This window comes from Rania fehmarnensis, assembly GCF_056494185.1.
On the sequence record NZ_CM151398.1, the window covers coordinates 489,562 to 510,225 of the forward strand.

The 20,664-nt window shown below is 50.3% G+C and carries 15 protein-coding genes; 5 read left to right on the top strand and 10 right to left on the bottom strand.

All coding sequences use genetic code 11. The features are described 5' to 3' along the window. Positions 1–10 precede the first annotated feature (10 nt). From SH573x_RS01750 to SH573x_RS01765, 4 genes are all read right to left on the bottom strand, one after another. On the bottom strand, positions 11–841 hold the full coding sequence (locus SH573x_RS01750; RefSeq protein WP_479352569.1) for a transglutaminase-like domain-containing protein: 831 nt from the start codon (positions 839–841) through the stop codon (positions 11–13). A gap of 84 nt (positions 842–925) precedes the next feature. Beyond that, the gene (locus SH573x_RS01755; protein ID WP_479352570.1) at positions 926–1,282 is read right to left on the bottom strand and encodes a response regulator; all 357 of its coding nucleotides are present in this window, start codon (positions 1,280–1,282) and stop codon (positions 926–928) included. Between the two features lie 112 nt (positions 1,283–1,394). Continuing rightward, positions 1,395–3,986: a response regulator gene (locus SH573x_RS01760; protein WP_479356849.1), complete on the bottom strand. Its 2,592-nt coding sequence runs from the start codon at positions 3,984–3,986 to the stop codon at positions 1,395–1,397. A 43-nt stretch (positions 3,987–4,029) separates the two neighbouring features. Next, entirely contained in the window at positions 4,030–5,922 is a 1,893-nt protein-coding gene (locus tag SH573x_RS01765) for an AI-2E family transporter (RefSeq protein WP_479352571.1), read from the bottom strand. Positions 5,923–6,181: 259 nt separating this feature from the next. Here SH573x_RS01765 and SH573x_RS01770 point away from each other — a divergent pair, with 259 nt between their 5' ends. Next, the gene (locus tag SH573x_RS01770; RefSeq protein WP_479352572.1) at positions 6,182–7,996 is read left to right on the top strand and encodes an alpha-amylase family glycosyl hydrolase; all 1,815 of its coding nucleotides are present in this window, start codon (positions 6,182–6,184) and stop codon (positions 7,994–7,996) included. A gap of 2,352 nt (positions 7,997–10,348) precedes the next feature. Here the strand turns inward: SH573x_RS01770 and SH573x_RS01775 are convergent. Then, on the bottom strand, positions 10,349–10,615 hold the full coding sequence (locus SH573x_RS01775) for a hypothetical protein (RefSeq protein WP_479352573.1): 267 nt from the start codon (positions 10,613–10,615) through the stop codon (positions 10,349–10,351). A gap of 485 nt (positions 10,616–11,100) precedes the next feature. Between SH573x_RS01775 and SH573x_RS01780 the strand changes: the two genes are divergently transcribed. Further along, positions 11,101–13,161, top strand: coding sequence for a hybrid sensor histidine kinase/response regulator (locus SH573x_RS01780; protein ID WP_479352574.1), 2,061 nt, complete (start codon positions 11,101–11,103; stop codon positions 13,159–13,161). A gap of 239 nt (positions 13,162–13,400) precedes the next feature. Next, complete coding sequence (locus SH573x_RS01785) at positions 13,401–13,718, top strand: response regulator (protein WP_479356852.1); 318 nt, start codon at positions 13,401–13,403, stop codon at positions 13,716–13,718. Positions 13,719–14,064: 346 nt separating this feature from the next. Here the strand turns inward: SH573x_RS01785 and SH573x_RS01790 are convergent, their stop codons facing one another. Next, complete coding sequence (locus SH573x_RS01790; RefSeq protein WP_479352575.1) at positions 14,065–14,277, bottom strand: response regulator; 213 nt, start codon at positions 14,275–14,277, stop codon at positions 14,065–14,067. A 49-nt stretch (positions 14,278–14,326) separates the two neighbouring features. Here SH573x_RS01790 and SH573x_RS01795 point away from each other — a divergent pair, with 49 nt between their 5' ends. Together SH573x_RS01795 and SH573x_RS01800 are read left to right on the top strand one after the other, a co-directional pair. Continuing rightward, positions 14,327–14,545 (top strand): hypothetical protein, encoded by a 219-nt coding sequence (locus SH573x_RS01795; RefSeq protein WP_479352576.1) that lies wholly within the window; start codon positions 14,327–14,329, stop codon positions 14,543–14,545. 125 nt (positions 14,546–14,670) lie between these two features. Next, positions 14,671–17,223 carry a hybrid sensor histidine kinase/response regulator gene (locus SH573x_RS01800; protein ID WP_479352577.1) on the top strand — a complete coding sequence of 851 codons (2,553 nt, stop codon included), beginning with the start codon at positions 14,671–14,673 and terminating at the stop codon, positions 17,221–17,223. Positions 17,224–17,354: 131 nt separating this feature from the next. Here SH573x_RS01800 and SH573x_RS01805 read toward each other — a convergent pair whose 3' ends face one another. The 4 genes from SH573x_RS01805 to SH573x_RS01820 all read right to left on the bottom strand — a co-directional run bounded on the left by SH573x_RS01805 (position 17,355) and on the right by SH573x_RS01820 (position 20,347). Beyond that, on the bottom strand, positions 17,355–18,344 hold the full coding sequence (locus SH573x_RS01805; protein ID WP_479352578.1) for a DUF3224 domain-containing protein: 990 nt from the start codon (positions 18,342–18,344) through the stop codon (positions 17,355–17,357). A 44-nt stretch (positions 18,345–18,388) separates the two neighbouring features. Next, positions 18,389–19,201, bottom strand: a complete 813-nt coding sequence (locus SH573x_RS01810) for a DUF899 domain-containing protein (RefSeq protein WP_479352579.1) — start codon at positions 19,199–19,201, stop codon at positions 18,389–18,391. A gap of 303 nt (positions 19,202–19,504) precedes the next feature. Beyond that, positions 19,505–19,972: an SRPBCC family protein gene (locus tag SH573x_RS01815; RefSeq protein ID WP_479352580.1), complete on the bottom strand. Its 468-nt coding sequence runs from the start codon at positions 19,970–19,972 to the stop codon at positions 19,505–19,507. Positions 19,973–19,999: 27 nt separating this feature from the next. Next, positions 20,000–20,347 (bottom strand): ArsR/SmtB family transcription factor, encoded by a 348-nt coding sequence (locus tag SH573x_RS01820; protein ID WP_479352581.1) that lies wholly within the window; start codon positions 20,345–20,347, stop codon positions 20,000–20,002. Between the last annotated feature and the right edge of the window lie 317 nt (positions 20,348–20,664).

The following is a 20,664-nucleotide window of genomic DNA, read 5'->3' on the forward strand; positions in this document are numbered from 1 at the left end:
AGCGGGCATGTTAGGCTATCGACACTGCAGGCATTTGGTTCAGATCGGGAGCGTCCTGACTGAAGTTCGCCCAAACGTTTTTGTTCAACAGCGTCGATTGCCCAGTCAGTGTCGAAAAAGGAACATCGGCAGCGTCTCGTCCAGTTCCGATCCTAACCAGTCCTAAAGTGGAGGCGAGTCGGGTGGGGTCGAAAAGATACCAATTACCGTCCAGATACGCTTCCATGAAACCATGGAAGTCCGGCGGTTGTAGATCCACAGCGTACCCGGAGACGTAACGGGCCGGGATACCAAGTCCGCGACATAGCGTGATCGCCAGGTGCGCGTAATCTCGACATACCCCAACTCGCTGAACCAGAACATCGGAGGCGGTCGTCGTTGGCGTCGTACTGCCGGGTGTGTATTCAAGGTGGTCATAGACCCAATCACAGATCGCTTGCACTCGACCGAATCCTGGTTGCATCGCGCCGAATTCTTCCATCGCAAACCGGCCCATCAGCTCACTTTCGCAGTATCGACTCGGATTCATGTAGGTGAGAACCTCTGGTGGCATCCGCGATGCGATCATTTCGTTGATCATATCAGGGCGATCAACGTTGGGGCTCAATTCCACAGTCGCTTGATACTTGATTGACAGACGGCACGGCTGAACGACGACTCGATGGAGTCGATTTCCTTCCAATCCAACTTGACAATTTTCTACATTTAACCATGGATCAAATGTTAGATTTTCCCAAGCGACTCGTTGATGCGTTGTGGTTGCGGCTGTGATCTGGAGCAGAAAAATAGTGGGAGTGCGAACTTCATAGGTTAGTTCGCTTCCAATTTGCAGTAGTGACAAAATACAGTCCATCTAAGAGTAACGTGAAGTGGAAATTTTGAGATTGGTTTGAAGCGTGGCGACATCGTGTTGTCAGCCTGCCCATCAAGTGAGCATCGTCTCCATGAGTTCCAGCAATTTGTCGAGCTCAATAGGCTTGGTATGATAATCGGTGCAACCAGCCTCGATCGCGCGTTCTCGGTCGCCGGTCATGGCATGGGCTGTCAATGCGATGATGGGTATCATGATGCCGTCTTTGCGGATCCGCGATGTCGCTTCCCAACCGTCTAACTTGGGCATATTCATGTCCATCAAAATCAAGTCGGGTTTATCCGTCTTGGCTTGGTCAATGGCCTCTTGACCTCCGCTGGCGCAAGTGACTTCAAAGCCTTTGCGCTGCAAACGACGCGAAAGTACATCTCGGTTATCTTCATTGTCATCTACGATCAGTATGCGGGGCACAATCCTATTCTCCGTATGCAAAGTCCGTGTATCCACGTGGGGAATGATCCACGTGCGTCAATTCAAATTACCCATGTCGAGCGGTAGGAACTCTATCTTGCGCTTGGGCAGCCTATTTTACTTCTACGTGAGACTTGACGATCTTCCGGACTTCATCCACTAGACCGTCGCGAGTTATGGAACCCTTAGCCACTACGCGCTGAACCGTGCCTTTGAGTCGTTGGCGATCATCGGCTGTCAAATCTTTGGAAGTGGAAACGACGACCGGTATATCGCTCCAGGCGGGATTCGCTCTCAAAATTTCCAAGAATTCCAACCCATCCATCACCGGCATGGTTAAATCCAGAATGATAGCCGTCGGGCGTTCTTTGTCGACCGACACTAACGCTTCTGCTCCGTTAGAAGCCAGCTTTACTTTCCAGCCCTCCTTACGAAGAGAGCGTGAAAGCGCGCGTTGAATCGCCTCATCGTCTTCTACTATCAAGATCGTAGCGCCTTCATGGAGTACATGACGCCGCATGATTTTAACTAACCTGCTTCTATCGATTGGTTTCACTAAGTAGTCGCTAGCACCCAACATAAATCCGAGCTCTTTGTTGTCGTTGCCCGACTGCATGATGATCGGAATGTCCGACAGACGTTCATCCGATTTTAGAGTCACCAAAATTGACCAACCATCAATCTTGGGTAAGTCCACGTCGAGAATAATCAACGCAGGATGCAGTTGTTCAGCGAGTCGCAATCCTTGTTCGCCATCGATGGCTGCAATGGTTTCTAAGCCCTCGCTCGTGAGTATGCGACGTACTATATCGATCACTACCGGATCGTCGTCGATAATTAGAACCTTCGGTCGGTCGCTTTCAAAAGCCTTCGTATCATTCGTAAATGCTTCACGTACAAAATTCAAATCCGACGTCACCATCCTCGGTACGATAGCTGTTGAGGATACATCGTTGTCGAAAGCTAAGGGCAGGGTAACTTCGAACGTCGTTCCACTGCCTGGAGTGCTTTGTACGCTAACTTCGCCTTGCATCAATTCGCTAAATCGCTTGATGATTGCCAAACCTAAGCCGGTGCCTCCATATTTCCGAGTTGTTGATGCATCAGCCTGCATGAACGGCTGGAAAAGTCGCGAGATTTGCTCCTGCGTCATTCCGATGCCCGAATCCGCCACAGAAAAGCAAATTTTCGACGTATCACTCGGATGGCGAACGATCAACTGAATCTCGCCATCTTCGGTGAATTTGCTGGCGTTAGAAATCAAATTGAACAAAACTTGTCGCAACTTGGTCAAATCACCGGTCATCGTTTCGAGCGAATCGTCGATTGAAGTCGTCAACACATTGCGATTTTTTTCGATCAGCGGTGTCATAGTGGACACGACTTCGTCCACCATCGCGCGAAGATCTATTTCCTCTGTGAATATCTCCATCTTGCCGGCATCGATCTTCGATAAATCCAAAACGCCGTTGACAAGTTCCAGCAGATGTTTCCCGGCCGAGCGAATTCGATTCAGATCGGGGATAAAATCCGGTACGTTCTGCTCTTCCGCTTCCTCGCATAGCAATTCACTGTACATGATGACAGCATTTAGCGGCGTCCGTAGCTCATGGCTCATGTTAGCCAGGAATTGACTCTTTGATTCATTGGCCGCTTCAGCAGCATCTTTCGCCTGCTGCAACTCCAGTTGAGCTTTGCGTTTTTCGGTCACATCTTTGAACGTGACCACAGCACCTTCAATGTGATCGCCATCTTTGATAGGCGAAGAGGTGTACTCTACGGCAAACGACTCTCCATCCGACTTCCAGAAGACTTCCGTGTCGACAAAGCAGCTTTCACCCTTGCGTGCTGATACGAAAATCGGGCATTCTTCCTCGCGATAGACCTCGCCGTCATTGCGCGTATGGTGGACTGCGTGATGCAGATTTTTACCAAGGAAGTCGGTTGGTTTTCCTCCAAGTAGTTGAGCTGCGGCGGAGTTCATGAATGTGCAACGTCCAAGAACGTCGATCCCATAAATGCCTTCGCTAGTCGATTCTAGAAGTCTGGCGTTGTAGCGCGAAAGTGAACTCTTTTCGCGAGTCAATGTGGCAATGTCTGCCACGGATTTTTGCACCGAGCTCCAATGCTGTCGCAGTACAACAAATGCTAGTGAGACCAATGCAACGCTGAGCAACGACGAGAACAGTAGATTAGCGCGCGTTTGATTAAGTCGTCGTTGGAATTGGGTGGTACGCTGATCGAGCAATTCTTCTTCGTGCTCCTTAATTTCTGCGAGCGCACTCTCTATTGGAGCCATGGCTGACATGGCTGCTCTCAACATCGATACTTCCTTGTCCGAGTCGGTGCTGATCGCCTCTCGCGATGTTGTCGTGAACTGACGCAATTGAGTGGTAGCACCATCTACATGTTTTTGAAGGATGCCGAGCTTTTCGAGTTGCCAGGGGTTGTCCACGGTCAATTCTCGCAACTTCGCCAAGCGATTATCAATTCTTGAAATGGCCTGATCTAGGTTGTCGCGGAACTGCGGATCACCAGACACCCAAAATCCGCGGCTCGACGAGTTCGCTCGGCTAATCGCCCACGAAAGTTGTTCGGTCACGGTGGCGACCTCGCGTGTGTGTGCTAGCCATTTGGCCGTCTGCGAGAACGATTCTACATTGCTGTATGTCCATAATGAGCTCAACAGTATTCCCAGGAACACTCCAACCAAAACGAAAGGAGTTACGTATCGACCTAACGGGGATTTAGCCAGCAAGGTTTGCCCCTTTAGTGTCTATGGTGGTATCGTGGCGGATATCGTCGGGCCTATGAGCGGCTTCTGACTGCATCAGTTCCTCTAGCATCTTTTCTATTTGCTGCTTGGTTTGCCCAAGCGAAGTTGTCAGATAACTCGCTCCCGAAGTACGCAAGGTCACGAGCATCTCGTCGTAATTTGTTAGCTTTGCAAAGCAGGCGACGATGATAGTCATGTCCGGACAAACTTGGCGGATCTCCTTGCACATGTAACGAACCTGCGGCATCCCTCCTGGAGGCATAGCTGCCAGCACCACGAGGTCAGGCTTGTCCAACTGAATTTGCCGGACAACTTTAGACGGAAGTTGCTTTGTCGTGGCCAGGTTAAAGATGCAATGTTCTCGTAGCATTTCTTCCAGCATCAACAAGGTGATCTCTTCCGACTCGTGATGTACCGGATAGCCGAACACTGACAGTGTTTTTACCTTCGACGGCGAAATTTCCTTTTCCGTTCTATCGAGGGTAACGGTTCCGTCTGCTACCGTCGCATGACTGGCTGCGTAAATGAATTCTTCCTCTTCGGCCGTTACCACTTGTTTCAATCTTTCTCTACGCGTCCAACGCAGTGCAGGAATTACCACGTCATCGAAGGCGCACTCGCGTCCGTGTTCGGCTGCATGTGCATTAAAAACCCGTAGAGCTTCTCCTGCGTCGCCCGCAAGAAGGCGTTGAAAAAACTGCAACCGTGGGTCTAGAGACGGTTGCTCGGCCAGTAACACCTTCAATGACCGGAAATGTGGCAGATGTTGTCCAAGCACTACGAGGCAAACTGTTAATGGTGTGGATAGCACTAATCCCACTGGTCCCCAGATCCATGCCCAGAAAGAAGCTGCCACGATGAGTGCGACAGGAGTCAGTCCTGTGGACTTACCGAATACGAGCGTTTCGATGACGTTGTTAGTGAAAAGTTCCGAAGCTACGAACAAAATCAACAGGTACACGGGCTGCGACCAGCCATCTGAAGTCGCGATGCTAATCACGAAGGGAAATAGGACAGATGCAGGACTGCCCAAGAACGGTATGAATCGAAGTACGAAAGTTAAAAAACCCCACAGAGGCGCATAGGGAACGCCGAGCAAATACAGACCTATACCAAACCACAGACCAAATCCGGCATTGACAATGAATAGCCCCAGAAGATAGTTGCTCACTCGTTCGGCCGTATCCCGCATCAGCCGCGTCGTGCCTGTCAGCGCCGCGTCACCCATCAGCGAGATTAGTCTGAATCGCATATCTTCGCGTTGAATCAGCAAGAACAACACTAATACTACTACGAGCGCGGATTGTCCGAGCGGCTCGACAATCGGGCCAAGAATGGACGTCGCCGATTCAATAGGCGACTGGCCTTCGTTTTGCACGACCACGGGAATCGGCCAAATAGCGACTCTATCTAGCAATGAGTCTTGTCGATTGACTGGCTCGGCTGGCTTACCAATATCCTTGCCTAACTCCTTGAACATGCTAGTAACACGCGCGAAACTAGATTGCCCCGTTGTACTCAGCGCATCAATCTTCGAACGTATCTCTTGGCGGTGATTTGGTAATTCGTTTGCCAAATGCCGGATCTGAGTTAGCACTGCCCAGCCACACAGAGCGATTGACGAAAAAGCCAAGGCGCTTGCTAAAAGCACCGAAGGGATTCGACCGAGTCGCCAATGCTCTAACTTCGCGATCAATGGCGTCAGAATGAATGCCAGTAACACGCTCAGTGCGACTGGCACCAGAACAGGGCGGCCTACGTAAAGCAAGGTCAATACAAGCGAAACCGCACCGAGCGTGTAAAAAGTCCGTGCAATGCCTATGGTACCTGACCGCCGGACAATTTCGCTTTTGCGTTCCGCCATGAACGAATTCCCTTCTTTAACTTTGCGTCTTAGGAGCTTCGTGTCCAAGCAGACTACGATTGGACTGCAAGTGAAGCTGCAAAGTCCGTCACCAACAAGCAAGTATCGCGCCAGAACTTTGGTATGCACGTAAGATCGGCATGAAAGATGCAATAGGGGCAGATTCGATACTGATTGGCTTCCGCTTTGAGCGCGCAGCGATCAGTTGTTGGTCAAGTAAACAAGCGTTTTGCAACCAGAAACAAGAATAGAGCTGGCGATGTCACAGGTTACCCTTGGAAAAGATACTCAAAACGTAATTCATGGAATGGGCCCCATCGCCCTCGAGCGAGGAACGGCCTTTCGCGTCTGGGCACCCCATGCTGATTCGGTTAGCGTTATTGGCGATTTCAATAACTGGCAATCTGATGCGAATCCGATGGCCCGCGAGGACAGTGGGTGCTGGTATGCGTTGATCGAAAATGCAAAAGTCGGTAACGAGTACAAGTACGCCATTAGAAATGGTGAGGCATCGTTCAATCGGATCGACCCGCGCGTGCGCGAAGTAACGAACTCAGTTGGCAATGGCCTTATTCATGATCCGAATTTCGATTGGCAAAATGATGATTTCGAAATGCCGAAGTGGAACGAACTCATCATCTACGAAACGCACATTGGTACTTTTCATCGCGATGGCAAAGAGCAAGTCGGTACGTTCGAGAACTACATCAAAAGATTCAATCACCTTAAAAAACTGGGCGTTAACTGCCTGCAAGTGATGCCAATCGCCGAGTTTGCGGGCGATCTGTCGTGGGGATATAACCCTGCGCATCCGTATGCTATCGAAACCGCTTATGGTGGTGTTGATGGCTTCAGGACGTTTGTGCGCGAAGCACACAAGGCAGGTTTCGCTGTGATTTTAGACGTCGTGTACAATCACTTCGGCCCAAGCGACTTAGATCTCTGGCAGTTCGATGGTTGGAGCGAAAATGGGAAAGGCGGCATCTATTTTTACAACGATCATCGCTCCAGCACTCCGTGGGGCGATACGCGACCTGACTATGGACGCGGGGAAGTTCGCTCATACATTCGCGACAACGCCATGATGTGGCTTGAGGACTATCACGTCGATGGTTTACGTTATGACATGACGCTATACATTCGCAGCATTGACGCCAGCGGAACGCAGGAGATTCCAGAGGGATGGGGCCTGACGCAATGGCTCAATCGCGAGATTCATGCATTCAAACCGTCGGCCATCACGATCGCTGAAGATCTTCAAAACAACCCATTTCTGACTAAGAGCGACATGGAAGGCGGTGCTGGTTTTTCGACACAATGGGATGCCAATTTTGTTCACCCGATCCGCGATGTCATCACGCAAGCCGACGATGGTAGTCGCGACATGAACAAAGTTCGCGACGCGCTTGTTCACGGCTATAACGGCGACGCGTTTCAACGTGTTGTGTACACGGAATCGCATGATGAAGTGGCCAACGGGAAGTCACGCATCCCTAGCGAAGTGGACGCTGCCAATCCAGAAAACTGGTACGCGAAGAAGCGCGCGACATTGGGCATGGCCCTCGTGATGACCACCCCTGGAATTCCAATGTTATTTCAAGGTCAAGAGTTCCTGCAAGACGGATGGTTCAAAGATACTGACGAACTTGATTGGGATAAAGCGGATCAGTTCGGTGGCATTGTCGAATTGACTGCAGATCTTGTTCGACTCCGCCTCAACAGAGATGGATTTACTAAAGGACTCACTGGCCAAAGCATCGACGTCTTTCACATCAATGATTCAGGCAAGGTCGTTGCGTTCCGCCGCAGCTTCGACGGCGGACCCGGTGATGACTGCATCATTGTTGTCAATTTTTCCAACCAGTTTTTCGAGCACTACACCATCGGGCTTCCAAGTATTGGCCCCTGGAAGCGTCGCTTCAGCAGCAACCGTGAAAAATATGACGATGATTTTGGAGGAGGTTCGTTGGCCCAGCTTGCGGCTGAGCCCGGTAACCAAGACGGCCAACCCAATATCGGCCATTTCGGTTTGCCACCGTACACGGTGCTTATCTATTCGCAGGACGTTGGTTAGGTAACAAGAATCTGCATAAATCTGCGGATCCACCGCTTACAGCTGGAGATTTAACCCTGTACGGCACCGCAACCAAAACTCCGAACAGACTTCCACTGTCGCGGGCGGCAGGCACGCTTGTCGCCATACTGACTGTTAGTTGAACAGGTTCAAAGATGCTGAGCGATTTTCATGTCACTCATGAGCAAGGTTAGCCGCCCGCCATTTGTGTGGACTTCACGGGCTTTTCCCCACGGCTAGAATTCGTAGATCTCACTTTGCCATGATTAAGCAGGGGTTCTGGACATTGGTCTGAAAGTTGCGACTTCAATAGAGTTGCAACTTGTTTGACACCAGGAAAGCTCGATGCCCTATCATGTTCAACTGGACTCTCAAGAGTCCATTATTGTCGTATCTCTGCTCCGCCCGGTAACGCCATACGATCGCCTCCTTGTACCCCAGTCGATTGCTACATTGACTACCAATAATACCGTACCGATGCTATTCGATTTCCGCGGTATGCAAACTGACATTTCCCCTTTAGTCGACTGGGTTTTGTTCGTTGACCATTTGCGGACAGACATCTATCAGCGGATCGCATTACTGTATTCAGGCGTAGGACATGCTACCTCCTGCCATCTGATCGCTCTTTGGGCTAGTCGAGAGCACGACAGCGTCCGAGCATTTTACAACGAGGCAGGAGCGAGGAAATGGTTGAAGGAAGCTGGATAGTCTTCGGGCTTCGGTATCGAATCGAAATTCTCGCCCAGATCCATTGAGATTAAATAACGCTGACTCGTGATGGCTCGATCGTCCGTCAGCGTGTGCATAAAGCGACAGTTATATCTCAGACGCATTGATCAGCGGCATTCAAATTGACCACTGCTGGCAGTATACGGGGCTGACACTAATGACCGTAGGCAGGCGACGCTATAGCCTCGCCCTCTATTTGAACATGGATTATCTAATTGTCTTGCCGACGTACTGGCATCTCATTCGCAGATACGTTCAGTCATTCCATCGTCTTCAACCAACTAGGAGCCTGTGATGGTTGAAGGTGTAAAGTTTGTACTGGTAGGGAAAGACGTTGGCGAGATGGGGCAACTGGCTGACTGTCTCAGGCACACCATAGCGGATGTCGTTGTGGCAACCCTTTCAGATGCTGAGCAGTTTACTCTAGATGCACGTAATGTAGTGTTGATTGACATTGACTGTGAGTCAGGACTACCAATTGCGCATCGGGTGGCCTGTCAGTCGCCTGGCTGTCTTGTGGCTACACTGTCCGACCGTGATCGGCCGGCAGACAGGCTCATGCACATTATAAAACCGCTTGGGTTTATCGACATACAAATTTTGCTCATACGTGTGGGGGCCGTGACCTATTGAAATAGGTTTTGAACGCGCAACCGTAGCACATCGGCCCAAGTGCTACAGCTGCCGTTCGCACTTATTTCCAAAACACACGAAAGCAATGAGCAATTATTGTCAACGGCCAATGTCAACGTAAAGTGCTCAGGGGCCCCCTAGTCGAGGAATTGGCCATAATGACCATACCACACGCTGGATATTGCGAGAATAGCACATTGCAGCCACGCGAATAGCAGCGGTTGGTCAGTGTTTACTCGCATCCTTGTTGAGTGTGAGCTCGTAACCTACTTTTGTCACGTGTCCCTTCGGGACCCGCGGGGCCAAGTAATGACGTGCCGCCGAAGATGTTCTGATCTCATACTCGGCACAAAGGTCAATTATTTCACCGACCAATTGCTCGTCTAGGAGCTGATCAACCTCGACCGTTATTAGCCTTCCCGCATCGAAGAACTCGATGTATTTGATCTTTACGGGTGGTTTGGGCGCTTCCATGCATTGCGCAAGGAGAACACGAATATCGTCCGATGTAAGAGTCATATTTTCTTCGGAAAGATGAGTTGCTAGAAGAGGGCAGCACTTTCACTGCAGTTGGGTTGAAATCGTACCAGCGCCCTGCTTCCATTTCATGCTCAGTTCGGCCATTGTACGCAAACCGACAGAGTGTCTTGCAAACTGAAATCTCCTCTAACCTCACAGCTACGTTCGGCCCGGTTTTGACGCCCGAATGAACCGCTGGTGCGCAGAGCACCGTCATTACCTGACCAAAAAGAATCGAAGGCTGCTCCTATGTTGTGCGATCGTTAGTTCAACGTCGGGATGATGAGCGGCGGTGGGCAACGGGCTCGCGCATATCGATCAATAATGACACTGAAGTATGCGTTCGTTTTTGCCGTACAAACGTCGAGACATGAGGGTAAAGCCAGCAACCCGGCTCGGTTGCCCTATTGCAATTAGGGCGAATCAAGATTCGCTTGAGAACAAGAAGGTCCTCTGCTGCCAACTACTTCATGGCAAAATGTACTGAGCCAGCTCATCACAGAGGCAACCTACAAGTTCCTTCACTTTTTCTTCGGTCGGCTCATGCTCTGACGCCTCGTCCCATTTGAAGACCTCGGCTCCCTCTCGGCGGATGGCTAAGTTAACAATTTTGGCACTTGCGTGCCTGCTGGTTGTAAGAACGTCGAACTGATATTCATCTATCTCCCCGATGAAGGCATGGGCTCCTTCAGCGATCGGTTGTTCGAAGCTCGTAAACGTAATTCGGTGTGGCATGTATTAGAAACTCAATAGAAATGGAAACGGGATGATGTCTGTTGAGGAAATACTGTGCCAAAAGAAGCAGAAGTCCGAGGGACGCACCTTTGCCACCTACACCACCAAGCATTAACCTCCCACCACCAAGTCGCATCGACATACGGCCGACCCTGAAGCTTGGGTCTCTCAATGCATTCCGGCTTTTGCTCCTCGGCTTCGTACACTAACCGCACGTCGCAGTCATGCCCTGCCACCCACTACCAGCACATCGAACCAAGTTTTGTTCCTGAAACAGCGACGAACTGCTGCAGGACCGCAGAATGTCATCTTGTCATGTGCTTGCTATCGCAAAGTCAAAAGCGTAGTCTGGTCTAAGGCATGCTTTTCTCTCCCTCGCGGGCCACGAGCAGAGATCGAGTTTGTCTCCGACTGCGCACGTTGAGAATCAGGTTTTCTGCAAGCGACTCTTCTCACATCATATCCCCAGCGCCCGCGAGGACAAAATGGACATTCAATCTGCTGGCAGAGTGGAAGACGTTCAACAATTTAAAATACTTGTTGACGCTGTCTCAGATTACGCCATTTTTTTACTTAACCCAGACGGCAACATTGCTTCATGGAATAGCGGCGCAAAACGAATTAAAGGTTATGAAGCAGACGACATCATCGGGAAGCATTTTTCAATTTTTTATACGGCAGAGGACCTTGCGGAGAATAGACCTTGCGAACTGTTGAAGACGGCAAGACTTCAGGGAAGGTGCGAAGATGAGGGATGGCGTATCAGAAAAGATGGCTCACAATTTTGGGCAAACGTAGTTATTACCGCGCTAACCGACGAGTCCGGGCGAAGTTTAGGCTTCGCGAAAGTGACTCGTGATCTTACCCAGCGAAAGCGACAGGAAGAACAGCTGCGAATAAGCCGAGATCAACTGGAGCAGAGAGTAACCGAGCGCACTCGCGAACTTTCTACTGTGACTGAGAAGCTCAGCCGAAGTGAGGCACGGGGGAGAGCCATCATCGATGCATTGTCAGTGATGGTTTGGAATAGCGATGCGACGGGACATGAACGAAATACAACTCCACCATGGCACAACTTTACAGGGCAGACGGAAGAAGACGCCCGTGGTTGGGGATGGTTAAAATCTATGCCGTGCGACGATCAGATACGTGTGGAAAAATTATTTCGCGATGCGTTCAGTGGTGTAAAGTCATTCGATGTTGAATGTCGAGTACGTCGCGCTGACGGCATTCTGCGAAACTTTGCAATTTACGCAGCGCCAGTCATTTCAGAAAGCGGGCATTTAATTGAATGGACCGGTGTTTGTATGGACATAACCGAACGCAAGAATCTTGAAGAACAGGTCCGCCAGTCGCAAAAGATGCAAGCCATTGGCCAGTTAGCCAGCGGTATTGCCCATGACTTCAACAATTACTTGACCGTGATCTCGGGCTACAGCGAAATGTTGCGGGACGAGATTCCCTCAGACGTGCCGCAAAGCGCTTCGATCTTCGCAATTAGCGATGCGGCGGAAAAAGCAGCTAGGTTGACGCGTCAATTGCTTCTCTTTAGCAGGCAATCAATTGTAGAACGCGAGGCGGTCGACATAAATGCCGTGGTGAACAATACAGAGTTGCTACTTCGCAGGCTAATTGGTGAAAACATCCGGCTGACGATACTACTTGACCCAAATACGCAACCTGTTCATACAGATAAAGCACAGTTGGAGCAGGTCATAATCAATCTTGCAGTGAATGCTCGCGATGCTATGGCAGACGGTGGCGAATTGACGATTGCCACAAAGAATGTCGAACTTGACGAGGCCTATGTAAACACTCACGTTGAAGTTGAAGCGGGAAAGCATACCTTACTAACTGTGTCGGACAATGGAGTCGGCATGTCACCAGACGTGCGGTCACGCATTTTTGAACCATTCTTCACGACAAAGCCACCTGGGAAAGGGACTGGCCTCGGACTATCGGTCGTGCACGGGATCGTGAAGCAGTGGAGTGGAAAGATTGGAGCGTATTCGGAGTCGGGTTTCGGGACAACGATAAAAATCTACCTCCCTGCAATCGACGTGGCGGTAGTCGACAAAGTCGAAAATGTTGAACTAGCCAATTTCGGAACTGCCACCGAAACAATTCTTCTCGTCGAAGACGAAGATGCCGTTAGGAACTTCGCGGCGCTTGTTCTCCGCAAATGCGGTTATGAAGTCTTACTCGCAGCAAACGCGGAAGAGGCAATTTGCTTGGTGCAAGCGCATAATGGCAAGGTAGATCTTTTGATCACTGACGTTGTGTTACCCACGACAAGCGGACCGAAACTCGCGAAGGAATTGCTGACATGGAATCCTCTCATAGGTGTATTGTTTTCGAGCGGATATACCGACGACGCCGTCGTACGCCACGGTATCTTGAATGCCGACGTCGCATACCTGCAGAAACCCTACACACCTACCACGCTTATTCGTAAGACACGAGATGTACTAGATTGGCTGGCGGAAAAGGGGAGTTCAGACGAGCAAGACAAATTCAAACAGTCCAATCGGAGACTACGAGACTAAGAGTTCGTCGCAATAGGACCGTTCGGACAATGGCGGAATCCACCAGTGGCCAGTTAGTACTTTTCGCGATGCTCGTAAGGCAAACATTTGTCAATATGACCAATTGTGGCCGCGGTCGATGATCTAGGCGAAGGGAGAATGGCATCGAAACTCGATTAACCGATGACACGAGCTACCAAGTGCTTGTGGTCGACGACATGTTGGAAGTGCGTGTCGTTTTGACGTGCCTGTTGCAGAGGATGAGCCACAACGTCAATTCCGTTGGCTCCGTCATGCAAGCGCTCGAGACGCTTAACCACTTTCAGGCTGACATAATTTTCTCCGACATTTCCATGCCGGAAATGGATGGCTACGAATTTGTCCGAGCCTTGCGCAAACGCCCCGACACGCGCGGGCTGTACATAGTAGCCATGACAGGCAATGGTGAACATTCGAGCGAGCAAGCGTCACTGTCAGCGGGTTTTGACGCGCACCTTATCAAACCAATTAAAGTCGATATACTCTACCAACTTTTGTCTTCTCCAAATTTGAAGAGTCTGAGAAGCGAATTTCAATAGGGAGCATCGTAGAGCCAATCGGAGATTAAGCAGGCATGCCCCTCGCGGCCGGCACGTTGCCGCTCTCCATTGTATGAGCACAGCGTGCCGTACTTTTCTAAATTCCCAACTAACGCTCCCAGTTTCTCATGCGAATTTGGGTTTCGGTTTCGGGGTAGTCTTAGTCACTAATCGCAGAACTTAGAATTTCATCAAGCGATAGTTGTTGATCTCGATTTGCCGATCATTTCCTTCGCGCGCATCATACGCTATGGCATCCAAAATTCTTTGGGAGACTTACGGCGCTTGCAATACAAAAAGATCACGCCGATGGGACTCACCGCCTAGCACAATCGAGTTGTCAGTGTTAATGAACATCTGAGTCCGACAAGTTTGCAAGAAGCTTTTCAAGACTGGATGGATCAACTGTTTTAACTAAATGAAAATTGAACCCCGAAGCGCGGCTGCGTTGACGATCTTCCTCTTGTCCCCAACCCGTGCAGGCGACGATAACAGGTTTGTTTCCATTGGGCAACTTACGTATCGCCTGGCAGGCTTCGTAGCCGTTCATGCGGGGCATCCCTATGTCCATAAGAATGATGTCTGGAGCGAATGCCCCCAAATCCTTAATGGAATTCAAGGCTGGAAAATCAGAAGTTCGCTGGTGTCCTCCGAATGCGGTTCGCCAATATCGAGTTGAAGAACGTCGCGATGAAGCTGATCGAAAACAGCTCGATGCCGCCCGCCGGCTGCCCACCGCCCCGGTCGCCTCAACCGACGTCGCGGAAACGTGGTCAGCCAATGGTACTAGTGGGCGCTTACGCTGGCGTTACCACAACTCAGTTTAGGGCGGAAAGGATCGTTGAGCGGTTGCCCTTGTGTTAAAATGACCGTTTCCCCTGGACGAGGCGTCCAAATCGAACTGCACTGAGAGCCGTCGTTTGAGTACTGTAGAGAGAGCGGGTGAGAAACATTGAGCATAAGCAATCCAATTCGGGAATGTGTTGACGATGTGATTATTACATCGCAGTTGGAAACGCGACCGTCAAAAAAACCGGACTTTGCAGCCGAAAACCGCGTCTTAACGACACTTGCATCATCTATCGCTGACGCACCACAAGACCTTTTACAAAAGCTCGTCGAGGGAGCACGTGACCTTTGCATGGCGGGGTCGGCCGGCATTAGCATTTTGAATCAAAGCGTCGAACCGAGTGAGTTCTGTTGGCAAGCGACTTCTGGTAAGTACGCAAGCCACAAATTACAAACGCTTCCTCGTGGATTTAGTCCATGTGGTACGGTGCTCGATCGCAAGACTGTGGTGTTGATGTCGGATCCGGTTCGCGTTTTTCCTGATGTCGCAAAACTCAATTCGCCAGTCAGCGAAGTCTTGTTGGTTCCGTTTTTTGACGGAGAGAAACCGGTCGGAACGGTCTGGGTGGTAATGCACGATGACAGTAGAAAATTCGACTCGGAGGATGTTCGTGTTGTAACAAACCTAACCCAGTTTGCCTCGGCGGCCGTCAGCCTTCTCCATCGCTTGCAGGCAATGGAAAAAGCTGAAACGGAATTGAGCGAAATCCGAACAAGAATAGAGTCGACACTTATTGCCGGAGAGATCGGCACATGGGTCTACGATATAGAGGCCGACCAAGTTCGTGCCGACCGAAATCTAGCCCAGGTGTTCGAGATAAGTGAAACTGAGGCCGCAGGCGCACCTCTGGCGCTTTACCTGGCAGTAGTTCACCCTGACGATCGAGCACGCGTAGCTGAACAGATTAGAAATGCTGTGAGTTCCCACGGTTCATTTGAGGCAGAATACCGTCTGTTATTTCGCGACCGTGGCATACGATGGGTTGTGGCACGCGGAGTCATCGAACGTGATGCTGACGGCAAAGCGGTATCGTTACCGGGCGTATTGGTGGACATCACAGACCAGAAGCGTGTAGAGGCCGAGCTTCAAGCCAGTGAAGACCGAAGACAGTTAGCCCTGGATGCCGCCGAACTAGGGACATGGAACATTGATGTTGCGACAGAAGTTCTAACTTGCGACGAACGTTTCAGACGCATTTTCTCAGGGACTAATGCCAATCTAAGTTACGAACAAGCGTTTGCGCTGATTCATCCGGACGATAGGAAAAAGGTTCGAGATGGGGTTGCTGCTGCGGTGAGCCTCATTGATCCAACGCCATATGAAGCAGAATATCGGGTAACCTGGGCTGACGACTCGACACACTGGATTTTTGCCAAGGGTCGCGCTAATTTTTCCGGTGAGGGTGTCGACAGACGCGTTGTAAGCCTCGACGGCACGGTGGTAGACATTACCAAACGAAAACAAATGGAGAACGAGCTTAGACGGATTGCTGCTAGTCTTTCCGAAGCAGACCATCGGAAAAATGAGTTTCTCGCAATGTTGGCGCACGAACTAAGAAACCCGTTGGCTCCGATTCGAAACGCCCTCTCGGTGATCGAGCTATCGTCCTATGACGAAAGCGTTGTACGAGCCACCGCCGAATTGATGAATCGTCAGATCTGCCACATGGTTAGGCTGGTTGACGACCTACTTGACGTGAGTCGTATCACTAGAGGGAAAATTGAACTGAGGCTTCAAGAAGTCGACATTATTCCAATCATTCGGCAAGCAATTGAAAGTACTGCGCCGATGATCAAGTCGAGCGGGCATCAGCTTTGGATCCAAAAGCCGCATAATTCGATCCTGGTTAGGGCTGACCCCGTTCGCCTTGTTCAAGTGTTCGGAAACCTTCTGAACAACGCTTGCAAATATAGCGACCCAAACGGCCAAATCTGGCTGTCAGTTCAAGTCCAAGACAGTGAAGTGGTGGTCTCAGTAAGGGATGCAGGCGTCGGTATCGATGCGTCAATGCTTCCGAAAATATTTCAACTCTTCATGCAGGTGGATAACTCTCTAGAACGATCTCAGGGCGGGTTGGGAATTGGACTTTCACTTGTGCAGAGTTTAGTCAGTCTGCATGGCGGTACTGTTTCGGCAAGTAGCCCTGGAATTGGTAAAGGCAGCGAGTTTAGCGTGCGCCTACCTATAGCCGTCGCCGGCGATGCAAAAGTCGAATCACCTACTACAGCGTCCGACTTTCACTCGCTAAAAGTGCTCGTTGTTGATGACAACCGTGATTCCGCAAAAACACTGGCAATGTTGCTCAAACTCATGCGAAATGAAACTCGAACCGCATACGATGGTGAGGAAGCCGTAGAAGTTGCAGGCGAATTCCGTCCAGACGTAGTGCTACTTGATATTGGTTTGCCTAAGCTAAACGGTTTCGAGGTTGCCCGAAGGATCCGAGCCGAGTCTTGGGGAAAAAATATGGCGCTGGTTGCGCTGACAGGCTGGGGGCAGGAGGAAGATCGCCGAAAATCGAATGAAGCAGGTTTTGACGGGCATCTTGTAAAGCCCATAAATCTTGACGAACTCAAATGCTTGGTCGTAGACCTTTTATCAGTGCGTGGTGCAGATTGGCATGCGAAACAGCTTCCGACTGAGCAAGTGGACTGATAATCGAATGGTTCAGAGCGGGCAGGGCCGACGAAAGAATGAAGTGGGAACCCACAGCAGGCAATCCGACCTGTAGTTGAATGTAGATCACGGCAATGAATACCCAAACTGGAGAAAGAACTTAGGTGCGTTTACTTGTTTCCGCTACTTAAGTCAAAGGAGTAGGCAAGCTTGTAAAAGTGCTTGCCGTCACGAATGTCAACTTTCATTGTGCCGCGAATGCCCTTGAGTTCGCCGGTTCCTGATTGGGGAACAATTGCGATGTCAAGTTTTTGCTCGCCGCCATGCATGACTCCGCAATGATAAATAACGAAGGAACCCTGCTTGCCATCCAAATTCCCATTAATCTTCTCGATTGCGACATACGCAGCAGAAGACGGAACTTCCGTCATTCCGGTAAGCATGCGACCCGCGCCTTCGGCGTCGAGATTTCCGCGATAAACTTTATTGAGGGTAATTAATCCTAGCTTTGGATCTGTAGACTCTTGCGGAGCCATTTTGACGTCGAACTCACCCTCGACGACAGTTTCATCCACGGATTTCTCTGTTTTCTGCGCTTTCATCGCCAGCCTTTTTTCATCTTCGGTTTGAGCAACGCCTGTGCCGTTTGGTTGACCTTTGCCAGTGGTAATTAGTAAGAACAAGCTCTGCTGAATGTACCGTTTCCAAGCATTCTCGCAGATGGAATAACATTCATCTTCAGGAGTTAAACCCATCTGCGTGAAAGTAAGAACGGTCTGGTTGCCGACGCGTTTGATGTCAAATGTCAGCCTATCACCCAGCCATTCATTTGGGTTCTTGGTGAAGTTGAAATGATTCTTCTGCACGAGCCAGACGACGCGTTTCACGGGCTCGAACTCGACTACCTTCATCGTGCATCGATGAACGTCTTGAAAGTGGTAGTGGAAGATACCATTTAGCTTTTTGGTTTCGCCTTCCACTTCCACGGACCACCAACCTTGAATGTCGTTGATTGCATCGAAGACCTTTTTGGGGGATTCGTCAACGGTTATGGAAGTAGTGAAATGCTGCGTGGCTTTTGAGCTCGTTTGCTCCTGAGAAACTCCTGTCATGGGAAAAATCAAAAGTGATGCCAAGGTGATAAGTAGATGCGTTTTCATTCGTTTGCGTACTTTCTTTTCAAGACAGAGAGCAGAGATAGTGATTAAGACCCGCAACAGCATGAGACTTCGGCTTGAGATTTCGCGTATTCATCATGCCGTCGCCACCAAACGGCGGTTTCGTTACGACCCTTGGGCGCGCGATCGAGCCATTGATATTGGGACCAGAGAACATCCAGCCCGCGAGCAAAAGTCGAATAGGTGTGATAGATGATTCCGTCTTCGATTTGAAATGCACTCATTCCAGGACGTTCCCGCGTGTAAGTCGCAATGTCCGTTCCAGTCATCGAGGCGTTGATTCCGACGGGCGAGTTTTGCATTCGGCTAGCCATGCCTTCGTCGCTTCGCTTGAGCCACACAGGTTCATCGCGATAGTTGTAGTTGAGACCAATCTCGAACTGCTGCAGTTCGGTGAATCCGACACCGAAATCTTGATTGAAGTCGCTGCCACCTGAGGAGGCCCACAGAAACGTCCAACCCATCCGCTTCCGATAGGCGACAAGCTTTGCAAGCGGTGCGCTAGACACCGCGCACAGCGTTACGTCGTGACCGGCAAGATGCGAGTGCAACCCGTTAAACGCATCCGCAATTGCAGAACAAGAGACACATCCAGCTTCGTAGTCAGGACCATACATGAAATGGTACATCAACAGTTGACTTCGGCCTTGAAACAAATCGACAAGCGACGAAGCACCACGCTCGGTTTCGAATTCATACTTTTTATCGATGCGTACGCAGGGCAATTGAAGGCGCTGATTGGCGACTTCGTCGCTGCGACGCGTTAGCTCCTTCTCAGCCTCTAGCAACTCTTTCCTCGCTTCAATCCAAACATCTCGACTTACGATTTCACGTTGCATATTTCTTTCTCCAAGTAATCTGACTAAATAATGCCAAAAGAAGTTTTCGTAGAACGCCAAGCTGCATACAAGCAGCGACCGCCAAGGCAGTGACGCATATCCCGATCAAGGTCCATCGCAGATAAGTTGCGGAAGTGAAGCTGACACCAAGTCCCGTCCAGAGAGCGAGATAGGCAGCAACACAAGCCGGGCACTTGGGAACTAACGCCAGAGCAATGCTCGGAACAACCCACTGCAGTGCAGCACTTGTCCGTATAAGCCACGTTCGATTCTCAAGCGATGTTCGCTTTTTGCAGCAGCAACTCATTTCGCATCCTTCGCTTTAACGGCTGCTAGTTTGCGGACGCGTTCAATCCAATACTCCCACCCCGATGAAAGTCCATCGAGATGGTCGGTATCGAGTAAACCAGCAGCCTGATGGTGAAAGTTCAACTTGGTCGCGGTACCTTCGCCGCTGAGTCGATACGAAAGGTGATTGATTGCTGCATAGGACATCATCAATGGCCCTGTTATTTCGATTAGTGTCGGCGGCTTGATGACCTGGACGTGCCCCCATAGATGTCCAGTGTTGTTACCGAGGTCGCGGAACCAACGACCGCCTGGCCAAGTTTCCAACTGCAACGGAAATGCCTTTCCGCCAGGCATCTCGCAATCTGGCCCCAGCTGATCGAGAATCGCATCAAATGCGAATTCGATTGGCGCATCGATCTCAACAACGCGTTCGATTACAGAAGTCTTGAAGCTAGTCTGTGGTTCAGTGCGGTTGACCATTAATACTCCGAATAGGTGAGAGGTTAGTCAGTTGTTCTTTCGAGCCGCTGCAGCGCGGGTTTCTGCCTTCGCCTTGATTCGTGCCAGTTGATGATCCCAAAGTGATTCAAAACTCTTGGCCCAGTCATATACAGCCTTCAATTTTGCGGCCTCCAGTTTGTAGATCCGCTGTTTGCCCTGCCGATCGACCGACACTACGCCGACTTCGAACAGCACGCCCAAGTGTTTGGAAACCGAAGGCTGCGAAAGCTCTGTCGCCTCAACGATGTCACCAACGGCCATTGGACCGCGTCGAGCCAAGAGCGATACCAGCTCTCGTCGATTCGGTTCAGCGATGGCGCTAAAGATGTCGTTAGTGGTCGGTGTTGGAGGCATGCCGCTATCGTATTCCTAAGACGGAATATGTCAAGTGCGATTTTCGAATTGAGATCCTTATCGAAACGCGGAAAGAATGATACGGCACTCTGAATACAACTGGCCGACTGACTTGATCGGAGACCATGGCGTGAGTTCGCATCTCCCCAGTGGCGCGAGTCGCCTTAGCTCAGTGGGTAGCGCGACGTCTCGAAAGCTCTGGTCTGTCCTTCGTCACTCAATCTTTACAATAGCAAACTGCCGATTCGGATTACATTTTCAACTCATGACGCAAAAGTCGCGGGCATCGTTCTCGTTTGCGATAACGAAAGTTGATT

What these genes read in the sequence shown, in the direction of transcription:
- SH573x_RS01765 (WP_479352571.1), bottom strand. Translation starts at nt 5,922, where the DNA reads ATGGCGGAACGCAAAAGCGAAATTGTCCGGCGGTCAGGTACCATAGGC.
- SH573x_RS01805 (WP_479352578.1), bottom strand. Translation starts at nt 18,344, where the DNA reads ATGAAAACGCATCTACTTATCACCTTGGCATCACTTTTGATTTTTCCC.
- SH573x_RS01810 (WP_479352579.1), bottom strand. Translation starts at nt 19,201, where the DNA reads ATGCAACGTGAAATCGTAAGTCGAGATGTTTGGATTGAAGCGAGGAAA.
- SH573x_RS01815 (WP_479352580.1), bottom strand. Translation starts at nt 19,972, where the DNA reads ATGGTCAACCGCACTGAACCACAGACTAGCTTCAAGACTTCTGTAATC.
- SH573x_RS01790 (WP_479352575.1), bottom strand. Translation starts at nt 14,277, where the DNA reads ATGCCCCGCATGAACGGCTACGAAGCCTGCCAGGCGATACGTAAGTTG.
- SH573x_RS01775 (WP_479352573.1), bottom strand. Translation starts at nt 10,615, where the DNA reads ATGCCACACCGAATTACGTTTACGAGCTTCGAACAACCGATCGCTGAA.
- SH573x_RS01820 (WP_479352581.1), bottom strand. Translation starts at nt 20,347, where the DNA reads ATGCCTCCAACACCGACCACTAACGACATCTTTAGCGCCATCGCTGAA.
- SH573x_RS01770 (WP_479352572.1), top strand. Translation starts at nt 6,182, where the DNA reads ATGTCACAGGTTACCCTTGGAAAAGATACTCAAAACGTAATTCATGGA.
- SH573x_RS01780 (WP_479352574.1), top strand. Translation starts at nt 11,101, where the DNA reads ATGGACATTCAATCTGCTGGCAGAGTGGAAGACGTTCAACAATTTAAA.
- SH573x_RS01785 (WP_479356852.1), top strand. Translation starts at nt 13,401, where the DNA reads ATGAGCCACAACGTCAATTCCGTTGGCTCCGTCATGCAAGCGCTCGAG.
- SH573x_RS01795 (WP_479352576.1), top strand. Translation starts at nt 14,327, where the DNA reads ATGGAATTCAAGGCTGGAAAATCAGAAGTTCGCTGGTGTCCTCCGAAT.